This is a genomic window from Neisseria sp. HMSC058F07 (genome assembly GCF_001810035.1).
Lineage (GTDB): Bacteria > Pseudomonadota > Gammaproteobacteria > Burkholderiales > Neisseriaceae > Neisseria > Neisseria perflava.
Window position 1 is genome coordinate 279322 of sequence record NZ_KV799674.1, and the last position, 20258, is coordinate 299579.

Genomic DNA, 20258 nt, shown 5'->3' on the forward strand with positions numbered 1-20258 from the left:
TGGTTGAACAAATTATACATTATACCCGTGCAGAAAACGTGCTGCTTCATTGTTCCATTTGACCAAATGATCGCCTTTGGCCGTCAGGTTTTCAGCACCGCGCTCGCCCAAGATAATCTCGGAAGACTGGCGTTTGCCTGTTTTCAACGCAACTTTGGTCGGCAGGTTGTCACGTAGGCGGCCGCTGAGTGTTTTCGCATCGGGGCGTTGCGTTGCCAATAACAGATACATTCCTGCGGAGCGCGCTTTTTGTGCCAGCCGTACCAAATGCCCTTCTGCGTCACTGCTGACATCGATAAGGTCGGCCAGTTCGTCAATCACGATAACAACATATTTTGGACGGGCGTGCTGTGGGACTTCTGCAATATCCTTTGCAGCGTATTCGTCCATCAGGCGGTATCGTTTATCCATCTCGTCAGCAAAAGACGACAATATTTCAGCAGCTTCTTCCGCATCGCTGACTATGCGCCCCTGCCATAAATTCGGACGGTCTTTGAAGGCGGCGAAATCCGCAGAAACTTTGCAATAACACACGACGATTTCCGTTTCATTCTGAGGAGCGAGTTCGAACAGGGAAGCCAGCATTGAGCGCACCAGTACCGATTTCCCAGCCCCCGTTTCCCCGCCTACCATCACATGCGGCGCGGTGGCAAAATCTTGAAACACGGGTTCGCCGCGTTCGTCCAAACCGATACACACTGGCAATCTGAATTGCTGTGCCGATGCGCGGTATTGCTGTAAGGCCGTCTGAAACTCACTTTGCCCGTATTGCCGCCAAGTGTCTTGCGGGCGCAGGATATTGATGTGCCATGTATTGGCTTCGCCGCGTATGCGTCCGCAGCGCATTTCGTCATCGCCGATGCCTAATTCGGAGCAAATCTGGCTGTGGTATTTTTCCAAATCCACATAGCGGTCGAACTGCACGCGCAGGCAGTCGTAGCGTACGCCGCCGTATTCTGGTTGTATCGTGCCGCCCTTGCCGACTGTTTTGTCCAGTGCGGTTTTGAGTTTGATGCAGGTTTGTTCTTCCATAGCGGAAGCGGCCGGGTGCAGGCTGCCTGAAACGGCCTGTGTAGCACCGTCCGAACCACCGTCTCTGTGTTGCGCCGCCAAGCCGGCCAGTTCGTCAAAGAATATTTTTTTGGCTTCCACGATGCTGCCGTCACAGTAGTCCAAGGCTTTCCGGTAACGTTCCTCCAGCAGTTTCGCGCCGTTGTGCCATGCCAGTTGGATGTAGGTAAACAGGTCTTTTTTGGTGAATTTCTGTTCCGGCACTTCATCAAACATGCGCTGGCTGATGTAGGCTAGCCAAAATTTTTCTTCGCCTTTTTTGCCGTTTTGATTAAAGCAAGTGTTGAACGATGCGATTTCCAAACCACCGTCCATGCCGGGTTTCTTTTCCCAATCTTTGATATTTATATTTTTGGTTTTGGCAAAGCAGAAGGCGATGCACAGCCGCGCCCATTCATGGTTCTGCATTTTAGGCAGCACGCCGTCGCTTTCGAGCCGTTTTAGGATTTTGGCCGCTTCACCGCTGGATTTGATGTGGGTGTTTTCAGTCAGCGTTACCCAGTATTTGTCATTGCAGATTTTGTCGTCGTCCAATTCGTACATAGCGTTTCCCTTTATTCAAAATAGGCGTGCGGAGTAACGGTGGCGCATTTTCCACCGCCTTGCAGGATTTGAGAACGGATAAGGTAGCTCTTGCCGATGCATCCTTGTGCGTTGAGCTTTTGATAGGTTTCGGAATCGATTTCGGCACTCTGCACCAGAATAATCACTTGGCGGTTTAAATTCATCCAGTATTGCACTAGGTTGTCGCAATGGCGCGTGTCCAAAGATGTGAGCGGGGTATCGACCACGAAGGGAACTTGGTAATCGGTAATTTCAGCCAATGCGGCAATCAGGGTCAGAACCAGTATTTTCTTTTCACCGTGGGAAAGCGGCTGGAAGTCGATAGCCATGCCGTTTTGACTGTACAGCGACAGGTTGCCATTTTCGTCGATTTCGATGTCGTCGATTTGTTTGTCATGGGCGATTTTCTTGTGCAGGCTGTTTACGGTTTTGCGGAATGCATCCAGTTTACTGCGGCGTAGTTGCACGGCCAAGTCGTCTATCAGGCGGCACACGGCCTCGGCACGCTCGGCCTTTTGCTGTTTGGGCAGGCTGTCTATCAGTGCCTGTTGCAGGGTTTCCCATTCGGTTTTCAGGCGGTTGACTTCGGTTTGGCTGCGCTCGATGCTGTTTTGCACGCCGCCGAGTTTTTGGTTGGCTTCGGCCAGCTCTTTCTGAACACGCTCCAATTCTTCGCGCAGGCGGTCGGAATCGACAAGCCTGTCTTTCTGCTGTTCGTAGCAGCGTTTCAGTTCGGCCAGTGTGGTTTCCTGGCGATTTTTCTCTTTGTTTAGGCTGCCGAGGTCGTTGTCAGGCGATGTGATGCGGGCGATGTTTTCGAAGGCAGCCTGAAAGCATGAATCGTCCAAGTAATTGTGCTGCATGGGGTCAGATGCATCTGGCGGCAGTTTATCGAACAGAACGTTCCATGATTCGTTCAGAGCACGTTTGAGCAGTTCGTCTTTCAGGATTTTCGGCGTCAGTAGTTCCAGCGTGTTGGGATTGTTGGAAAACGCTTGCCAGAATTCTTCCAACCGGTGCGCGTTCTGCTCTTTGCCCTGCTCGTGCAGCAGGCGGCGGTAATCACCGTGAAGCTGCGTTTTCAGGGCGGTGATATCGCTTTCAGGCAGTAGGGCAAGCGGCAAGGCTAACAAGGCTGCCTGAATGTTTTGGTTCAGTTGGGCGGTTTCGGCTTCACATTGTTCGATTTGGGCAATCAGCTCTTTGGAATGCTGAGTGCTGCCCGCGCCCCGCAACCGCATCTGCAAGTCGTCCTGCCGAGCTTCGGTTTCCTGCTTCTGCCGCTGCCACTGTTGCAGGGTTTCGGTATGACGCGCCAACTCTTCAGAGGCAGCCTGAAAATGGCGTTCGGTTTCAGAAAGCTGCTCTTTTTGCTTGCCACCCGCCTTTTCGCTGTATAGCTTCTGCCCGTATTCTCTCACCTCTGCCTGCAAGGCTTTAAGCAGGTCGATGCCCAAAAGTTTGTTCAGTGCGCCGCTCATCCAGCCGCCCGCACCAAACTGCTTGGCGATATTGACCAATTGTTCGCCATCAAAAAAGAAAAAAGCAGAATATTCTGACGGCAGGCCGTAATCTTCCAAATATTCTTGGATTTCTTCACCGTCTATAGGTTTTTTCAGGCCGTCTTTGCCTATGTAATACAAAAGCAGCTGGTTGCTTTCTTCCTGATAGAGGCCCAAATGGTCGAAATACCATTTACGAACAATACGGATACCCTGTTCGCCAAAGGCATAGCTTTCCATCAAATCCATTTCCAGCACTATTTCATAAGAGCGCGCAAAGGCGGCAGTGGCTTCCTTATATAAGGACTGACTGATGAAATCGCGGTATTTGAATCTGCTGTCGACCAAACCGGCACGCTGGAAATTGTCAATCGCGTCTTTGTCATACAGGCACAGATATATCGCTTCCAGCAGCGTAGTTTTGCCGTGCCCGTTTTCCGCCCCGACCAAAATCAGGTTTCGCCCTTTTTCAGGCGGGGGAAATTCAAATTCAGCTTCGGCGTAGGACTTGAAATTCTTCAGTTTTATTCGCTTGATATACACCTTATTTCCCCCATAAATCCTGTTGTTCGAAGATTTTGTCCAGCTTCTGCTTCATGCCGCCGTATTTGTCACCCTTGCGCCGCACCTGGCGCGCCCAAGCAAGAAGCTCCGCCGCCGCTTCCATTTTGACATTGTGTTTTTTTGCGGCCACTTCCAGCAAATGGCGCGCGTCGTGGTCGCGCCACAGCAGTAGGTCGGCAATTTGTGCTTCGGTTTCCGGGTTCATCGTCTGTCTCCTTGTTTCAAAATATCTTCCGTCCAAATCTGTTTGATTAGGTCGATTTCGTCCTGCGAAATCAGTTCTTCGCCGAAAGCAGCCTGCACTTTTAGCAGCTTCGCCAGCATTTCCTGCCGCGCCGTTATGGTGAACGGGCCGGGGATGTGTTTGCCGCCTTTGAACGTGAGTTTTCCGTTGCGCCGTTCGGCCTGGCGGTATTCGGGTTTGTTGCGGATGTCCACCAGCCAGTCGCGGTATTCGATTAACGGTGTGAATTCGGTTTTCCCCGCGTCCACAAAGCCCTGCAGGCTTCTGTCCTTATTGACCACCGTGCACGTCCAGCAGCCGAAGCGGCTGGAATTGGTGCCGCAACCGGGGGCTTCTTCCTGCGACAGCACAATCGGACATTCGCCGCCGGCGGCTTCGCGGTAGAGCTTGATTAAATCGCTGTGTGCGCCTCCCCAGGGCGGGTCGTTGGCAGCAAGGAATTCCCACACGTCGTCGGTACTCAAATCGACAATCGGTCGGTACACCAACGCGTTTTTCAAATCACTGTGCGGGGTCAGATTGCTGTTTTCCAAGTTTTGGTGGCTTTCGATACTTGCTTTGCGGGTGGCAGATTCGTCTTTGCGCACGCCCAGTACGATGATGGCTTTGCCGTTTTCGTTTACTTTTTGCAGGATGTAGCCGCTAGTAGGCTGGATTTTCAGGCGGTCGGTGCACCAGCGCATTGAGCGGTTGGGCGTGGGGTAGCCTTTGCCGATGAGTAGCGTCCAAAAGGTGTCCTGCAATTTCGGCACGGTGATTTCGCCGCTGACGGGCAGCCTGAAAATTTCAGCGGCACGCAGAATTTCTGCCAAAGATTGGCGCATGTGTTTCACTACCAGCGGGCTTTCCACCAGCGTGTCGTTGGAAATGAAGAACACCTGCCGCGTCCGCAGCATCGGCGGCAGCGAAAGCAGCATGTCAAACACCAAATGGGCGACAAGGGTGCTGTCCTTGCCGCCTGAAAAGGTAACAATCCAAGGGTAGTGCTGCGTTTCGCTTAAATATTCTTCAGTGATGTTTTGGCGTATAGCGTCGAACGGGTTGGCAGGGTGTATGGGTATTACGGTCATTTTTATACATATTTCTTATTTGCACCTAAAACAGGTGCATGCGTGATTGTACCTAAAATCGGAGCGCATGAGAAATATTCGTTTGTCGGTACACTCTGCCGAACACACCTATTTGCGACAACTCCTTATCCGCAGAAGATTGGATTTGGGGTTGTCGCAGCGTGCATTGGCGGAACGGATGAATGTGGTGCATTCGTTCGTAGGAAAAGTGGAAACAGGTGACAGGCGGCTGGATATCTTTGAGTTTATTGATTATTGCCGCGCATTGAATTGGCAACCGGAGGAGGTATTGCAAAGTTTGCAGGAGGAAGCGGTATGAAAGATTTGGCAGCATTATTAAAATATGCGGAACAATTCCGCAGCCTGCATACAAGTTTTACACAAGCAAACAACCGTGCCCCGCATAAATTCATCCTTCTATACAGTTTATGCCTGCTGTATGAATCAGGCAGCCTGCACACAGAAAAAATTGATTTTTCGGATACGCTTTTGGAAGAATGGCAGGCAATATTCAGACAGTAATGGCAGCGGTGGGTGGCAAACGCATACCACCAAGAAAATTTCGGCATGCCGCTCTACCACATGAGGACCGAGCCGTTTTGGTATTTTTGTGTCAAACCTGGTATGGAAGATGCATTCGAACAAAAAAACCGCATGAAGGCTTTATCCAGCCTGCGTCAAACTGTTTCGGGCGTAGAAATCGATGCACTACTCGCACGGCTGCTTCGGCAGGCCGAAACGCGGGTGGTGCTGCAGGATGTGCTGTTGGCACAATTGTTTGAAATCTTATGAGCAGGGAAACGAGTGAAATTTAAAGTGCAGGCTGCTTTTTCATCACCCCAAAAGCAGCAGCCGTAGGTCGGATTCTCGAATCCGACATTTTCCAACAGCGTTTTTTTCGGAAACGATAGACGCGTCAATGTTTTTGTTGGATACGAGTATTCAACCTACATTTCTACTTCTGGATTCCCGCCTGCGAGGGAATGACGGCGGAGGTTTCGGCAAAATTGCTCCTCCCGTTTTCAGACGGCCTCTGCCATCTCCCTTCTACATCTCTTCCAATTTCGCAAACTTGGTATCTAGCTCTTTTACGCCCTGTTTGCCGAAGTTGATGGTCAGTCGGGCGGATTCGCCTTTGTCCACGGCATCGATGATGACGCCGGTGCCGAATTTGGCGTGGCGGACGTTTTGGCCGATGCGGAAGCCTGCGTAGGTTTGCGGCTGTTTGAAGTCGTCGAGGATTTTGTCTTTGAACGTGGCGGTTTGGCGTGTGTTGCCGTAGCTGTCGTAGACGGGTTTTTTGACGGACAGGTAGTGCAATACTTCGGGCGGGATTTCTTCGACGAAGCGGGAGACGATGCCGAATTGGGTTTGTCCGTGCAGCATGCGTTGTTGCGCCATGGTGATGTAGAGGCGTTTACGGGCGCGGGTGATGGCGACGTACATGAGGCGGCGTTCTTCTTCGAGGCCGCCGCGTTCGGCGAGGCTCATTTCGCTGGGGAAACGGCCTTCTTCCATGCCGGTGAGGAAGACGGCGTTAAATTCCAAGCCTTTGGAGGCGTGGACGGTCATCAGTTGGACGGCTTTTTCGCCTGCGCCTGCTTGGTTTTCGCCGGATTCGAGGGCGGCGTTGCTGAGGAAGGCGAGGATGGGGAAGGCGGGGTCGTCTGAAATGTTTTCAGGCAGGGTTTCAAAGTTGCTGTCTTCGGGTTTGAACTCGATGGCGGCGTTGACGAGTTCGTCGAGGTTGTCGAGGCGGTCTTGGTTGTCGCCTTTTTGGGTTCGGTAGTGTTCGGTCAGGCCGCTGTCTTTGAGGATGCCGACGATGATTTCGGACAGGGGCAGTTGTCCGACTTGGTTGCGCAGGGCTTCAATGAGGCGGACGAAGGCGACGATTTTGGTGGCTTTTGCGCCGGCGTTGCAGGCTGCCTGCCAGAGGGTGATGCCTTGTTCGTTTGAGGCCGTCTGAAGGTTTTCGATGGTGCGTGCGCCGATGCCGCGCGGTGGGAAGTTAATCACGCGCAAGAGGGCGTTGTCGTCGTCGGGATTGACGGCGAGGCGCAGGTAGGCGAGGGCGTGTTTGATTTCTTGGCGTTCGTAAAAGCGCAGGCCGCCGTAGATTTTGTAGGGGATGCCGCTGCGGAACAGGCTTTGTTCGATGACGCGGGATTGGGCGTTGCTGCGGTAGAGGACGGCGATTTCGTCCAAATTCCAGCCTTCGCGTTCGAGGGCTTTGGTTTCGTCCACGATGAATTGGGCTTCTTCGAGGTCGGTAAAGGCGGAGTAGTAGCGGATTTTATCGCCTGCTTCGGCGTCGGTGCGCAGGTTTTTGCCGAGGCGTTCGTCGTTGTTTTCGATGACGGCGTTGGCGGCGGCGAGGATGTTGCCGACAGAGCGGTAGTTTTGTTCGAGTTTGACGGGCGCGTCGATGTGGAATTCTTCCATCAGCGCGGTCATGTTGCCGACGTTTGCGCCGCGGAAGCGGTAAATGCTTTGGTCGTCATCGCCGACGGCAAACACTGCTGCGTGGTTGCCGGCGATTAATTTGAGCCAGGCGTATTGCAGCTTGTTGGTGTCTTGGAACTCGTCGACCAGAATGTGGTTGAAGCGGTTTTGGTAGTGTTGGCGCAGGATTTCGTTGCTTTGCAGCATTTCGTAGCTGCGGAGCATGAGTTCGGCGAAATCGACTACGCCTTCGCGTTGGCAGATTTTGTCGTATTCGGCGTAGCACTCAATCATGCGGCGTGTGTGCGGATCGGGCGCGCTCAATACGGAAGCGCGCAAGCCGGATTCTTTTTGCGCGTTGATAAAGCCTTGCAATGAACGCGGTGCGATGATTTCTTCGGCGATGTTGAGGCTTTTGAGCAGACGTTTGATGAGGGAGAGTTGGTCGCCGCTGTCGAGGATTTGGAAGGAAGAGGGCAGGCCTGCGTCGCGGTGGTGCAGGCGCAAAAAGCGGTGGCAGAGGCCGTGGAACGTGCCGAGCCACATGGCGCGGACGTTGACTGGAATCATTGCGCCCAAACGGGTCTGCATTTCTTTGGCGGCTTTGTTGGTAAACGTTACCGCCATAATGCTGTGCACGCTGGCTTGTCCGCTTTGCAACAGCCAGGCGATACGCGTGGTCAGCACGCGCGTTTTGCCGCTGCCTGCGCCTGCCAAAACGAGGGCGGATTGCGGCGGCCAGGTTACGGCGGAGAGTTGTTCGGGGTTTAAGCCTTGCAGGAGGTTGGGGGCGGATTCGTTGGGAAACATGAAGAGGCCGTCTGAAAATAAATGGGAATGCGATATTTTAAAGGAAATACAAAAGGCCGTCTGAAAAGATGTTTCAGACGGCCTTTGTGTTGGAAGCCGATTAGAACGGACGTACTTCCAAACCGAACATACGGCGAGCGGTGTTCAGCATTTGGCAGCTGAAGCCCCACTCGTTGTCGTACCATGCGAACACTTTAACCATTTTGCCTGCGGTGACTTTAGTCAGCGTAGAGTCAAATGTGCTGGCTTGGGTAGTGTGGTTGAAGTCCATGGAAACCAGCGGCAGGGTATTGTAGGCCAATACGCCTTTCAGACGGCCTTCTTCGGAAGCGGCTTTCATCAGCGCGTTGATTTCTTCGGCGGAAGTGTCGCGACCTGCTTGGAAGCTCAGGTCAACCAGGGAAACGTTGACGGTCGGTACGCGGATGGCGAGGCCGTCGAGTTTGCCTTTCAGGTCCGGCAATACCAAACCGACGGCTTTGGCAGCACCGGTTTTGGTCGGAATCATGTTTTCCACGCCGCTACGCGCACGGCGCAGGTCTTTGTGGCGTACGTCGGTGACGGTTTGGTCGTTGGTCAGCGCGTGGATGGTGGTCATCACGCCGTTTACGATACCGATGTTTTCGTTCAATACTTTGGCAACAGGTGCCAGGCAGTTGGTGGTACAAGACGCGTTGGAGATAACGGTCATGTCGTCGGTAATCACGTCGTCGTTTACGCCGTAAACGATGGTTGCGTCAACGTCATCGCCGCCGGGAGCGGAAATCAGCACTTTTTTCGCGCCGCTTTCCAAGTGGATTTTGGCTTTCTCTTTGCTGGTGAACGCGCCGGTACATTCCATTACCAAGTCAACGCCCAATTCGCCCCATGGCAATTCGGCTGGGTTGCGGGTGGAGAAGTAAGGGATTTTTTTACCGTCGATGATGAGGTGTTTTTCATCATGGGAAACATCGGCGTCAAAGCGGCCGTGAACAGTGTCGAATTTGGTCAGGTGAGCATTGGTCTCGATGCTGCCGCTGGCATTGATGGCAACGATGTCGAGTTGGTCTTGCAGTTTGTAGTCGAAAATAGCGTGCACTACTTGGCGGCCGATGCGGCCGTAACCGTTGATGGCAACTTTGATACCCATGGCTTTTCCTCTTCTTTTGGGTTTGGGTTGTGGATTGAATGGCGGCAATTATAGCAAAAATGTAGTGCTGTGTAATTAATGTTTTATTGAAATTTTTTGGTTTGATTATTTTTAATTGTGGATAATTAGAGTAGAAATGCAGGTTTAAATTTAATGTTATTTAATATTTTTTGAAATTTTATTTTTATTAATTCCATTTTTTGGTGTTTTGTGTCCGTTTTAAATCACGGTAATGAAGGAAACGGGAAAAGGTGGATTGTTTTTGTTTATATTAAACGGAATTTTGGGACGGTTTCTTGATTACAACATGCAACAGTGAAATTTTCAGACGGCCCGGATTGGACGGAAGGAAAACAGGCCGTCTGAAACATTTTGATGACGGGGGATTTGAATGCGTTGGGTTGCCGCTTTTCCTTACGGGATAAGGGAAAGGCGGTTTGCGGCGAGGGCGGTTGTCAGTGGGAAGGGGAGGGAAAAACGGGGCTTGGGTGTTGCGTTTGGCTTGTATATAAAGAAGTGTATGAAGATTTTAGTCGTAGTGCATGAAGATTTTCCTTGCGATTTTAATGCAATACTGACTTGCCAACAGTGTTAAATTTTTTTACGATAAGGTCAGATTATGTTTGCATGGCCATAAGCGGTGCATTCTTTAAATACCGGATATTATCCTTGTCCGAATATCTATTTTAACCGGCCGGTTTGTCCGACCTGATTTCTAAATATATACGCGCAAGGCCGGGAGGCCTTGACGACACTCGATTTTTAAGAGGTTCATCGTGTCAAATTCTCAATCCAGCGAACGCGCGACGTTTAGCAGTCGCCGTGCCTTTATGTTTGCCGCCATCGGCTCGGCCGTGGGCTTAGGCAACATTTGGCGTTTCCCTTACATCGCCTTCGACAACGGCGGCGGTGCTTTCGTCCTCCCTTATTTGGTTGCGCTGTTGACGGCGGGTATTCCACTGTTGCTGCTCGACTATGCCATCGGCCACCGTTACCGCGGTTCGCCTCCTTTGGCCTTCCGCCGCCTCGGCCGTTGGTTTGAGCCGGTGGGTTGGTGGAACTTTCTGACCAACGTCATCATCTGTATCTACTACGCCGTGATTGTCGGCTGGGCGGCAAGCTATGCCTATTATTCTTTGACTTCGGCATGGGGTACGGATCCGCAGACCTTCTTCTTCAAAGACTTCCTGCAAATGGCCGATGCCAAAGACTTGGGCTTGGATTTTGTCGGCAAAGTTGCCGGTCCGTTGATTGCCGTGTGGGTATTTACGCTGGCGATTATGGCTTTGGGCGTGCAAAAAGGTGTGGCCGGTGCGTCCACATTCTTCATGCCTTTGTTGGTGGTAATGTTTGTCATCATGGTGGGCATTGCGCTGACTCTGCCGGGTGCGGCAAAAGGTTTGGACGCTTTGTTTACGCCTGACTGGAGCCGCTTGGCGGATCCGAAAGTCTGGGTAGCCGCATATGGTCAGATCTTCTTCTCGCTCTCCATCTGCTTCGGCATCATGATTACTTATTCTTCTTACCTGAAGAAAAAAACCGACTTGGGCGGCACCGGCTTGGTTGTCGGCTTTGCCAACAGCAGCTTTGAGTTGCTCGCCGGTATCGGCGTATTTGCCGCATTGGGCTTTATGGCTCAAGCCGCAGGCAAAGAAGTCAGCGAAGTGGCATCCAACGGTATCGGCTTGGCGTTTATCGCGTTCCCGACCATCATCAACCAAGCGCCGATGGGCGCGTTGATCGGCGTGTTGTTCTTCGGCTCGCTGGTGTTTGCCGGTGTAACTTCTATGATTTCCATCGTTGAAGTAATTGTGGCTGCAATTCAAGACAAAATGAACATCGGACGTGTCAGCGCAACGTTGATTGCTGGCGTTCCCATGGCGATTATTTCCACCTTGCTGTTCGGTACGACCACCGGCCTGCCTGTGTTGGACGTATTGGACAAATTCATCAATACTTATGGCATTGTGGCTTCCGGTTTTGTTTACGTTTTGGCGATTGTCTTGTTGAACAAGCTGCCGGAACTGCGTAACCACTTGAACGCGCTGTCTTCCATCCGTGTCGGCAAAGTGTGGACAGCCAGCGTGGTGGTTACCGTCGCCATGCTCGGCTATATGCTTTATCAGGATACTGCCGGCCTCCTAAAAGAGAATTACAGCGGCTATCCTGACAGCTTCCTCAATATCTTTGGTTGGGGCATGGTGGGCGCCATCCTCGTATTGTCGGTCTTGCTGTCATTCTTGCCGTGGGAACACGGTCAGGGCTTCAACGTCAAAGACGAACATGAACACGAACGTGAAGGAGACGAATAATGAGTACTTCAGCCATTATTATGATGCTTGTCGCATTGATCGTCATTTGGGGCGGATTCATCGTCTCCGTCCTGCGCCTGCCTAAAGAATAAGGTTTGAGCAAATGAAAAGGCCGTCTGAAAGTCATTTTTCAGACGGCCTTTTTGTTACATAGCAAGGGACGGAAGAGGGGGAATCATCTTGGTGGACGGCATGTGCGAGATTTTTAATAATGGATGACCGGGTATGATGTATAAATTATATCTATTTGTTTTAAAAAGATTTAAATACGATTATCGTGTTAATAAACCGTTGTTCCCTTCAATCTTTGCCCGCTGTTTTCTTTGTTCTAGAATAGAGTCCGCAATGCCTTTTATGAGGCATTAGGTACAGTATCCGTTTATTTGTTAAGGAGAATTTCATGGCTAAAGTACATCAACCAAGTAAAGAAAGTGATTCTGAAGATTTTGTTATCCGCCTCGATCCGCGCGAGTGGGACGGTACTTTTTCAGGAGAAGGCAAAGGGCCTAATGATGGCTATGACGATGATCATATCATCCGCCTTGATCCGCGTGAGTGGGAAGGTTTTGAGCCTGCACAGCCGGCCGCGAAGCCGATATTGGAATCCAAAGCTTTCGATGGAGATGAGCTTTTGAGCCGTGAGTTTGGTGAGGCTGATCCTCTTGATTCTTCTGCTGGTCTTTCCTCAGACAATGCGACCTATTCAAACAATGGTACAGGTTCATCTGCGTTGGATACCATTCATGATTTAGCAGAGGCTTCTATTTTCAAACTGTAATCGTTCCATAATATAAAAGGCCGTCTGAAACCGATATGTGTTTCAGACGGCCTTTTTGTGTATGGTCATCGGGACGAAGCCTAACTCATCATCCAAATTACCAAATGCACCATGGTTGGGCCAAACAATACCATAAACAGTCCGGCCAAAATCATGGTCAGGCTGGCCATTACGCCTTCAGTTTCATGGCGTTGTCCGGCGCGCGATGTGCCGAAGCCGTGGGCGGCATTGCCGAATGCCACGCCGTTGGCGGTACGGAAGCGGATACGGGTGAAGGCTAAAAACAGGTCGCCGAATATCATGCCGACAAAGCCAGTGATGATGGTGAACAGGGAAACGAGCGAGGCTGAACCGTGGATTTCGCTGGCGAGGACGACGGCAAACGGCGTGGAGATGGAGCGCGCCATTAGGCTGTTGGTTACTTCGTTGTTGAAGTGGAACATATGGCTCATGAGGAATGCGCTGACTACGCCGACAAACATGCCCACCATAATGGCGATGGAGAGGATGGGCAGCTGGCGGCGGATGACTTCGCGGTTTTCATAAATGGGGACGGCAAAGGCAACGGTAACCGGAGTGAGCAGGAAGACGATGCCTTGGGTATATTTGTGGTAGGTGTCGTAATTGACGCCGAATGCCAGCAGCAGGAGGATGGTGCTGACGGAGACGGTAACGACGGGGGAGAAAATCATTAAGGGTTTTTTGCGGTGGATTTTTTTGGCAACGACATAGGCAAAGCAAGTCCAGATGAAGCAGGCGAGGGCAGTGTAGTCCATTTTTATTCTCTATTTTTAGGAGTGGAGTTTTTTGTAGAGGCGGCGTTTCCAGCGGTAGCAGAAATCGAGAGTCAGGGCGGTGCTGATCATCACGAGCGCGGTGCCGACGGCGATGGTCAAAATCAGCTGCCAACCTTCGGACATCAGCAGGTCTTGATATTGCAAGACGGAAACCATGATGGGGATGAAGAAAAAGACGAGTTCGCCCAATGCCCATTTTGCGCCGCGATCAACCATGCCCGGGCGGATGATGCCGAGCCCTAAAAGGGCGAGCATGAGGAACAAGCCCAATACGCCTGAAGAAACAGGCAGATGCGTGAAGCGGACGATAAGGTCGGAGACGCCCCATACTGCGCCGATGATGGCAAGCTGCAAGGCCGTCTGAAAAAATCTGGTGAGGGAATCCATGATATGGGTGTGTGTTGAATGAAAGGCTTGATTATAGAAACCTAATTTCTGCATAATATGAATTATTAAACGAATAATCATGCCTTAGAGGAATAATGGATTTCAAAAGCCTGCATTGTTTTGCCGAACTCATCCGCCTGCAAAGTTTTTCGGCCACGGCTTCCGCGTTGAATTTGACGCAGCCGACGGTCAGCAAAATCATCCAGTCTTTGGAAGAAGAATTGGGCGTGCCGCTTTTGTGCAGAGAAAACGGACGCAAAAAGCGGCAGGTGCAGCCGACCGCAATCGGCGAAGAAGTCTATCGCCATGCGTTAAACCTTTTACACGAACGCGATTTGCTGCTGGCCCGCGTTGACGATTACCGCCATGTCAAAAGCGGGACGCTGCGTTTGGGTTTGGCCTTGTTCGGCAGCGATTTGCTCAGTCATGCGCTGTTTGATTTCCACCAAAAATGGCCGGACATAGAATTGTCGTTTTTGGAACAAGGTTCGCTCGCCATCGAGCAATCCCTGCGCAACAACGAACTCGATGCCGGGCAGCTGCTCGCGCCGGTTCACGAAGACTTCGACAGCATCACGTTGTGCGACTATCCGCTGGTGGTCTTGATGCCGAAAAATCGGGCGAGACACGATGCGCTGACGCTCAAAAGCCTGCAACACGAGCCCTTCATCCTTTTTGGTGCAGGCTTTTCCCTCAACGAAACCATTCAGACGGCCTGCCGCAATCAAGGTTTTACGCCCAACGTTGTCTGCCGTACCGGACAATGGAATTTGGTCGCCGACATGGTGGCGCACAATATGGGCATTGCCTTGTTACCCGAATACTATGCCCGAAAAATCAATCCCGATGTCTTTGCCGCCATTCCTTTGGTCGAACCCGAAATCCGCTGGCAGCTCACCATGGCATGGAAGAAACACCAACGCCCGACGCCGGCCTTAAGGGCTTGGTTGGACGTGGTCAGGGAAGCGTTCGGCAGGCGAAACAAATAAAATCAAATCATCAGGCCGTCTGAAAAAAAAGGGTGTCGTTATCACCCGCTTTCAGACGGCCTTTCCCGTTAAAAATGGTAAAACGGCCTAAAAAAGAGTAGAATATGCACCGTTTACAACTCTGCGCCTCTCAGCAGGCTCGAATTATGGACCTTCCCAGTTCGCCTTTGAACTTCCCATCAGACACACAACAACCATAATCATCCCGCCGAAATGCCTCCCCGCGTCCGGCGGGCGGAGCATTTATGAGCATCGAACAAACCCCTCCGAATCTCGACCATACCCCCGACAATGAAGCGGTGGAAGACCGCATTTCTGACGATCGCATCTCTGACGATATCGACCGCATCCACGCCTTATGCGAAATCCTCGAGCCGTCCTTTGAACAAATCGAAGCAGGCGTGCCGATTGAAGACGAAAGCCTGCGTGACAAGTTCACCGAGCTGACCGTCCTCTTGGCCGAGTTGCACCCTGCCGACGTGGCCGCCGTCTTGGAATCCCTGCCGCCGCGCGAGCGTAACATCGTCTGGCTTTTGGTCGCCCCTGAAGACGACGGCGAAGTCTTGCTGGAAGTATCCGACGCCGTACGCGAAACGCTGATCGAGTCCATGGACAAAGACGAGCTGTTGGCCGCCGTCGATGATTTGGACGCAGACGAATTGGCAGAACTGGCAGACGACCTGCCGCACCAAGTGGTGTACGAAGCGCTGCAAACGCGTGATGAAGAAGAACGCGAGCAGGTCAAAGCGGCGATGTCTTACGAAGATAACCAAGTCGGCGCGATTATGGACTTTGAATTGGTCAGCATCCGCGCCGATGTGGCGTGTGAAGTCGTGTTGCGCTACTTGCGCCGTTTCGACAGCCTGCCCGACCATACCGACAAGATTTTCGTGGTTGATGAAAACGACGTGTTGCAAGGCGTGCTGCCCATCCGCAAACTCTTGGTCGCCGACCCCGAAGACATGGTGGCGGACGTGATGGCCACCGATGTCGTGCGCTTCCGTCCCGAAGACGACGTGGAAGAAGCGGCACAGGCGTTTGAACGTTATGACTTGGTCACCGCGCCGGTTGTCGATGAAAACAAAAAGCTGATCGGCAGGATCACCATTGACGAAATGGTGGACGTGATCCGTGAAGAATCCGAAGCCGACATGTTTAACATGGCCGGTTTGCAAGAAGAAGAGGACTTGTTCGCCCCGATTTGGGACTCGGTGAAAAACCGCTGGATGTGGCTTGCCATCAACCTGTGTACCGCCTTTATCGCCAGCCGCGTAATTGGCGCATTTGAAGGCAGTATCGAGAAAATCGTCGCACTGGCTGCGCTGATGCCCATCGTCGCCGGCATCGGCGGCAACTCCGGCAACCAAACCATCACCATGATCGTCCGCGCCATGGCAATGGGACAAATGACCAGTACGCAGGCAGGCCGCCTGCTGAAAAAAGAAGTCGGCGTCGCCCTCGTCAACGGCATTATTTGGGGCACGGTAATGGGCGTGATTTCATGGCTGCTCTACGGCAACATCGGCATCGGTTTGGTCATGGTGGCCGCGATGACCTTGAACCTTTTGCTGGCCGCGACCGTCGGCGTCCTCATTCCCGTCATGATGGACAAAGCCGGACGCGACCCGGCATTGGGCAGCTCGGTGCTGATTACCGCGGTTACCGACTCCGGCGGCTTCCTGATTTTCTTGGGATTAGCAACCATGTTCCTGTTGTAATAGGAAAAAAAAGACGTGTTCGATACGTCCTTTTCAAACCGTTTAAAAGGCCGTCTGAAATTTCAATTTTCAGACGGCCTTTGCTGTTTTTTAAAGCTTTACATCATGAGGGCGTTTAGTTTTGGGGCTGACGTAGATTAGCCCCTTGTTTAAAGCGAAGTCAGAAAAGTCAGAAATCCCAATATCACGCCGACTGCGTTGGGTATAATCAGAATCCAGTCTTTCCGGGGTTCTTTGCTCCAACCGTACAAAACCCAAATCAGACAGGATACTGCTGCAAACAGGGGTTGCCACGGCTGCGCCTTTGCCCCTTGCATATTGGCGATAATTTGGGGGATATAGGCGACAAATACGAAAATACCTATTGCCGCTCCTATGCTGCCGACAACGGTATTGAATTTTGCTTTGCTTATCATGCTGGTAAGTCTCCTTTTAATATGAAAATCGAGGCGGTAGATAATATGGGCAGGCTGACTCAGCCGAGGGAACAGCCGCAGCCGCAATGATGTTCGTGGCCTTGGCCATGTTCGTCCGAATCTTCGGCAAGCAGGGCTTCGTAGTCGCCGCTTTCAATCAGGCTGACCAGTTCTGCCGGACTTTCCGCGCCTTCTACCTAGTCGCAGGATAAATAACTCTATTCTACCGCAAAATATGTATGTCATCATCCATCATTTGGCCTTGGCTGCCGATGAGGTTTTCGAGGGCTCTGTCGAGCTGGACGAAAGCTATTTCGGCGGACAGCGTAAAGGCAGACGTGGTCGAGGTGCGGCAGGAAAAGTGGTTGTCTTCGGCATTCTGAAACGCAACGGACGGGTCTATACCGTTGTGGTGGATAATGCCAAGTCTGAAACGTTACTCCCTGTCATCAAAAAGAAAATCATGCCGGACAGCATTGTTTACACGGATAGCCTGAGCAGCTATGATAAGTTGGACGTGAGCGGTTTTATCCATTACCGCATCAACCATTCCAAGGAATTTGCCGACCGTCAGAACCACATTAACGGCATTGAGAATTTTTGGAATCAGGCAAAACGTGTCTTGCGAAAATACAACGGAATCGATCGCAAATCTTTCCCGTTGTTCTTGAAAGAATGCGAATTTCGATTTAACTTCGGCACACCGTCTCAACAGCTTAAAATCCTGCGAGATTGGTGTGGAATTTAGGGCTAATCTACGTCAGCCCCTTAGTTTTTGATGACGTTTACGGCGTAATGGGCAGTAGTGTTACGGCGGGCTTGGGCGCGCATCATATAGACCTGCACTTTATATTTGCCCGATTGGGTAGCGATACCGTCAAATTTATCGCCTTGTGCCGAACCGTTAAATACGGCTTCATCGTCTTTGGGTGCCCATACGTTGAAATAGGCGTTAGGGCTGCCGGTTTTACTGATGCGCAGGCGGTCGCCCTTGCGTACGGAGAACAAATGCTCGGCGGTTTGATAGCCGGTGATTTTGCCGGAAAAACGCTGCTTGGTTTGTTTGTGTGCCGAAGCTGGTTTTGAAGCTTCCGCTTTAGGCGTGGCGGCATTTGAATAAGTGGTAAACAGTAAGGGAAGGGCGGCTAACAAGAGAAATTTTTTTCATGGGTTGGGTCTCCGAATGTGGGGCGCCAATATGGCACTCATTTTGATAACCCATCAGTATGTTCATATTTTTATAAAGCCAAAGCCGAATAGGGCAATATTCATTTTTTCAATCAGGCCGTCTGAAAACAAATATTATTCAGACGGCCTTTTCTGATAATATAACAACGAATTATTCCTTTCGGAGCCGTTATGACCTTCCCGCCACTCAAATCTCCCCTGAAATTTTACGCCGTTGTTCCCACTGCTGACTGGGTCGAGCGCATGGTCAAAGCAGGTGCCGACACGGTGCAACTGCGCTGTAAAATCCTGCATGGCGACGAGTTGAAACGCGAAATCGAACGTTGCGTCGTAGCCTGTCAAAACAGTGCAACCCAGCTTTTCATCAACGACCACTGGCGCGAAGCGATTGCCGCAGGTGCATACGGCGTGCATCTCGGGCAGGAAGACATGGACACTGCCGACCTAGCCGCGATTGAAGCTGCCGGTTTGCGCTTGGGCTTGAGTACGCACTCTGTTGCCGAACTCGATCGCGCCTTGTCCGTACAACCTAGCTACGTCGCCAGCGGCGCGATTTTTCCGACCACGACCAAACAAATGCCCACCGCCCCGCAAGGCTTGGAGAAACTGCGCGAATATGTGAAACAGGCTCGCGGCATACCCGTCGTCGCCATCGGCGGCATCGATTTGAACAACGCTGAAGATGTACTTGCCACCGGCGTTTCCTCCCTCGCCGTCGTCCGCGCCGTTACCGAAGCGGAAAATCCCGAAGCCGTGGTTAAAGCGTTTCAGGCTTTGTGGGATGAATAAGGCCGTCTGAAAATAAGAAGTCTGACAAGAGGAGCAGCATTATGAAGATTATATTAAACAATGAAGCCATCACATTAAACGGCACAACCGTTGCCGACCTTATCGCCCAAACCGCGCCGCAGAAACCGTTTGCCGTTGCCGTCAATACCCAGTTTGTCGCCAAAGGCGCGTATGCGGAAACGGTTTTAAACGAAAACGACAAAGTGGACATTGTGCGCCCCGTAGTCGGCGGATAAGCGGTTTTACTGCGTGTATAGCTGCGCTATTGGTTTAATGCTGAGAAAAGGAAAAGAAATGTTTATCGTATCGTTGGAATATATTAAAGACTTGGCTGCGGTTGAAACCTACCTGTCCGAGCATATTGCGTATCTTGAACGGTATTATCAAGCAGGTGTATTTGTGATGTCTGGACGCAAACAGCCGCGGACAGGCGGCATTATCCTGATGAAAGCATCAGGCAGGGAACAGGTGGAAAAGTTAATTGCAGAAGACCCATTTCACCGAGAAGGCGTAGCGAAATACACAATTACCGAGTTTATTCCGACTAAGGTCGCGGAAGGACTTGAAAACTATTTGGAAACTATCTGAACCGATTTTTCAGAAGGCTATCGCCCCAAAAATAATATTACAAAGGAATCCATCATGTTTACCCTATATGGAGAAACTTTCCCTTCACGGCTGCTACTCGGTACGGCTGCTTATCCGACGCCGGAAATCCTCAAGCAGTCTGTTCAAATCGCGCAACCGGCGATGATTACCGTTTCATTGCGCCGCGCCGGCAGCGGCGGCGAAGCGCACGGGCAGGGTTTTTGGTCGTTGTTGGAAGAAATGGGTGTGCCTGTGTTGCCCAATACCGCAGGCTGTCAAAGCGTACAGGAAGCTGTGACCACTGCGCAAATGGCGCGCGAAGTGTTTGATACCGATTGGATTAAGCTCGAACTTATCGGCGATGATGACACGTTGCAGCCCGACGTGTTCCAACTGGTCGAGGCGGCGGAAATCCTGATTAAAGACGGCTTCAAAGTACTGCCTTATTGCACCGAAGACCTGATTGCCTGCCGCCGACTGCTCGACGCAGGCTGTCAGGCGTTGATGCCGTGGGCGGCGCCGATTGGCACGGGACTGGGCACGGTTCATGCTTATGCGCTGAAAGTCCTGCGCGAACGTCTGCCCAACACGCCGTTGATTATCGATGCGGGGTTGGGTTTGCCTTCGCAGGCGGCGCAAGTGATGGAATGGGGTTTTGACGGCGTGTTATTGAATACCGCCGTTTCCCGAAGTGGCGATCCGGTCAATATGGCACGCGCTTTTGCGCTTGCGGTCGAGTCGGGCCGTCTGGCTTATGAGGCGGAACCTGTGGAGGCGCGTGAGAAAGCGCGCGCCAGTACGCCGACGGTGGGTCAGCCTTTCTGGCATTCGGCGGAATATTGAAAAACATTAGGGCGTGTCGAACACGCCCTTTTTTGTTGGTGAAAAACCTGATTT

The 20258-nt window shown here is 51.7% G+C and carries 22 protein-coding genes and 1 pseudogene; 13 read left to right on the forward strand and 10 right to left on the reverse strand.

The window, feature by feature from the left end:
* Window positions 1-12: 12 nt before the first annotated feature.
* The 4 genes from HMPREF2696_RS04665 to dndC are packed head-to-tail and all read right to left on the reverse strand — an operon-like array spanning window position 13 to window position 5015.
* Complete coding sequence (locus HMPREF2696_RS04665) at window positions 13-1614, reverse strand: FtsK/SpoIIIE domain-containing protein (protein WP_070587965.1); 1602 nt, start codon at window positions 1612-1614, stop codon at window positions 13-15.
* A gap of 11 nt (window positions 1615-1625) precedes the next feature.
* Window positions 1626-3680: an AAA family ATPase gene (locus tag HMPREF2696_RS04670; RefSeq protein ID WP_070587967.1), complete on the reverse strand. Its 2055-nt coding sequence runs from the start codon at window positions 3678-3680 to the stop codon at window positions 1626-1628.
* 1 nt (window position 3681) lies between these two features.
* A complete protein-coding gene (locus HMPREF2696_RS04675; RefSeq protein WP_070587968.1) occupies window positions 3682-3906 on the reverse strand; it encodes a DNA modification system-associated small protein in 225 nt (74 codons plus the stop codon).
* Window positions 3903-5015 carry a DNA phosphorothioation system sulfurtransferase DndC gene (gene dndC / locus HMPREF2696_RS04680; RefSeq protein WP_070587970.1) on the reverse strand — a complete coding sequence of 371 codons (1113 nt, stop codon included), beginning with the start codon at window positions 5013-5015 and terminating at the stop codon, window positions 3903-3905. Before dndC ends, HMPREF2696_RS04675 begins: the two co-directional genes overlap by 4 nt.
* Window positions 5016-5082: 67 nt before the next feature.
* On the opposite strand from dndC, the gene HMPREF2696_RS04685 reads away from it, so the two are divergent.
* The 3 genes from HMPREF2696_RS04685 to HMPREF2696_RS11765 are packed head-to-tail and all read left to right on the forward strand — an operon-like array spanning window position 5083 to window position 5807.
* Window positions 5083-5334 (forward strand): helix-turn-helix domain-containing protein, encoded by a 252-nt coding sequence (locus HMPREF2696_RS04685; protein WP_049331660.1) that lies wholly within the window; start codon window positions 5083-5085, stop codon window positions 5332-5334.
* Window positions 5331-5537: a hypothetical protein gene (locus HMPREF2696_RS11760; protein WP_004518983.1), complete on the forward strand. Its 207-nt coding sequence runs from the start codon at window positions 5331-5333 to the stop codon at window positions 5535-5537. The genes HMPREF2696_RS04685 and HMPREF2696_RS11760 overlap by 4 nt, the downstream gene beginning before the upstream one ends.
* Window positions 5538-5549: 12 nt before the next feature.
* Window positions 5550-5807, forward strand: a complete 258-nt coding sequence (locus HMPREF2696_RS11765; protein ID WP_004518982.1) for a hypothetical protein — start codon at window positions 5550-5552, stop codon at window positions 5805-5807.
* A 255-nt stretch (window positions 5808-6062) separates the two neighbouring features.
* Here the strand turns inward: HMPREF2696_RS11765 and uvrD are convergent, their stop codons facing one another.
* Window positions 6063-8270, reverse strand: a complete 2208-nt coding sequence (gene uvrD, locus HMPREF2696_RS04700; RefSeq protein WP_004518981.1) for a DNA helicase II — start codon at window positions 8268-8270, stop codon at window positions 6063-6065.
* Between the two features lie 100 nt (window positions 8271-8370).
* Window positions 8371-9399, reverse strand: a complete 1029-nt coding sequence (gene gap, locus HMPREF2696_RS04705; RefSeq protein ID WP_070587971.1) for a type I glyceraldehyde-3-phosphate dehydrogenase — start codon at window positions 9397-9399, stop codon at window positions 8371-8373.
* Between the two features lie 776 nt (window positions 9400-10175).
* Between gap and HMPREF2696_RS04715 the strand changes: the two genes are divergently transcribed.
* From HMPREF2696_RS04715 to HMPREF2696_RS04720, 3 genes are all read left to right on the forward strand, one after another.
* Window positions 10176-11711, forward strand: coding sequence for a sodium-dependent transporter (locus HMPREF2696_RS04715; RefSeq protein ID WP_083296577.1), 1536 nt, complete (start codon window positions 10176-10178; stop codon window positions 11709-11711).
* Window positions 11711-11803: a methionine/alanine import family NSS transporter small subunit gene (locus tag HMPREF2696_RS11225; protein WP_036472778.1), complete on the forward strand. Its 93-nt coding sequence runs from the start codon at window positions 11711-11713 to the stop codon at window positions 11801-11803. The genes HMPREF2696_RS04715 and HMPREF2696_RS11225 overlap by 1 nt, the downstream gene beginning before the upstream one ends.
* A 308-nt stretch (window positions 11804-12111) precedes the next feature.
* Entirely contained in the window at window positions 12112-12489 is a 378-nt protein-coding gene (locus HMPREF2696_RS04720) for a hypothetical protein (RefSeq protein ID WP_004518977.1), read from the forward strand.
* Between the two features lie 80 nt (window positions 12490-12569).
* On the opposite strand, the gene HMPREF2696_RS04725 is transcribed toward HMPREF2696_RS04720, so the two are convergent.
* Window positions 12570-13265: an LrgB family protein gene (locus HMPREF2696_RS04725; protein WP_039861867.1), complete on the reverse strand. Its 696-nt coding sequence runs from the start codon at window positions 13263-13265 to the stop codon at window positions 12570-12572.
* 15 nt (window positions 13266-13280) lie between these two features.
* Entirely contained in the window at window positions 13281-13754 is a 474-nt protein-coding gene (locus tag HMPREF2696_RS04730) for a CidA/LrgA family protein (RefSeq protein ID WP_004518974.1), read from the reverse strand.
* Between the two features lie 14 nt (window positions 13755-13768).
* Here HMPREF2696_RS04730 and HMPREF2696_RS04735 point away from each other — a divergent pair, with 14 nt between their 5' ends.
* Window positions 13769-14662, forward strand: coding sequence for a LysR family transcriptional regulator (locus tag HMPREF2696_RS04735; protein WP_004518973.1), 894 nt, complete (start codon window positions 13769-13771; stop codon window positions 14660-14662).
* A 245-nt stretch (window positions 14663-14907) separates the two neighbouring features.
* The gene (gene mgtE / locus HMPREF2696_RS04740; RefSeq protein ID WP_004518972.1) at window positions 14908-16380 is read left to right on the forward strand and encodes a magnesium transporter; all 1473 of its coding nucleotides are present in this window, start codon (window positions 14908-14910) and stop codon (window positions 16378-16380) included.
* A 149-nt stretch (window positions 16381-16529) separates the two neighbouring features.
* On the opposite strand, the gene HMPREF2696_RS04745 is transcribed toward mgtE, so the two are convergent.
* A complete protein-coding gene (locus HMPREF2696_RS04745) occupies window positions 16530-16796 on the reverse strand; it encodes a SemiSWEET family transporter (RefSeq protein WP_004518970.1) in 267 nt (88 codons plus the stop codon).
* Window positions 16797-17014: 218 nt separating this feature from the next.
* Between HMPREF2696_RS04745 and HMPREF2696_RS04750 the strand changes: the two are divergent.
* Window positions 17015-17544 (forward strand): annotated as a pseudogene (locus HMPREF2696_RS04750) (IS1595 family transposase); the annotation flags it as partial.
* A gap of 20 nt (window positions 17545-17564) precedes the next feature.
* On the opposite strand, the gene HMPREF2696_RS04755 reads toward HMPREF2696_RS04750, so the two are convergent.
* The gene (locus HMPREF2696_RS04755; protein ID WP_004518967.1) at window positions 17565-17948 is read right to left on the reverse strand and encodes a hypothetical protein; all 384 of its coding nucleotides are present in this window, start codon (window positions 17946-17948) and stop codon (window positions 17565-17567) included.
* A 207-nt stretch (window positions 17949-18155) separates the two neighbouring features.
* Between HMPREF2696_RS04755 and thiE the strand changes: the two genes are divergently transcribed.
* From thiE to HMPREF2696_RS04775, 4 genes are read left to right on the forward strand one after another with little or no spacing between them, the layout of a single operon-like run.
* Window positions 18156-18773 (forward strand): thiamine phosphate synthase, encoded by a 618-nt coding sequence (gene thiE, locus HMPREF2696_RS04760; RefSeq protein WP_004518966.1) that lies wholly within the window; start codon window positions 18156-18158, stop codon window positions 18771-18773.
* A 41-nt stretch (window positions 18774-18814) separates the two neighbouring features.
* Entirely contained in the window at window positions 18815-19009 is a 195-nt protein-coding gene (gene thiS / locus HMPREF2696_RS04765; protein WP_004518965.1) for a sulfur carrier protein ThiS, read from the forward strand.
* 58 nt (window positions 19010-19067) lie between these two features.
* Entirely contained in the window at window positions 19068-19361 is a 294-nt protein-coding gene (locus HMPREF2696_RS04770) for a YciI family protein (RefSeq protein ID WP_039861865.1), read from the forward strand.
* Between the two features lie 54 nt (window positions 19362-19415).
* Window positions 19416-20204: a thiazole synthase gene (locus HMPREF2696_RS04775; protein WP_004518963.1), complete on the forward strand. Its 789-nt coding sequence runs from the start codon at window positions 19416-19418 to the stop codon at window positions 20202-20204.
* Window positions 20205-20258: the final 54 nt, after the last annotated feature.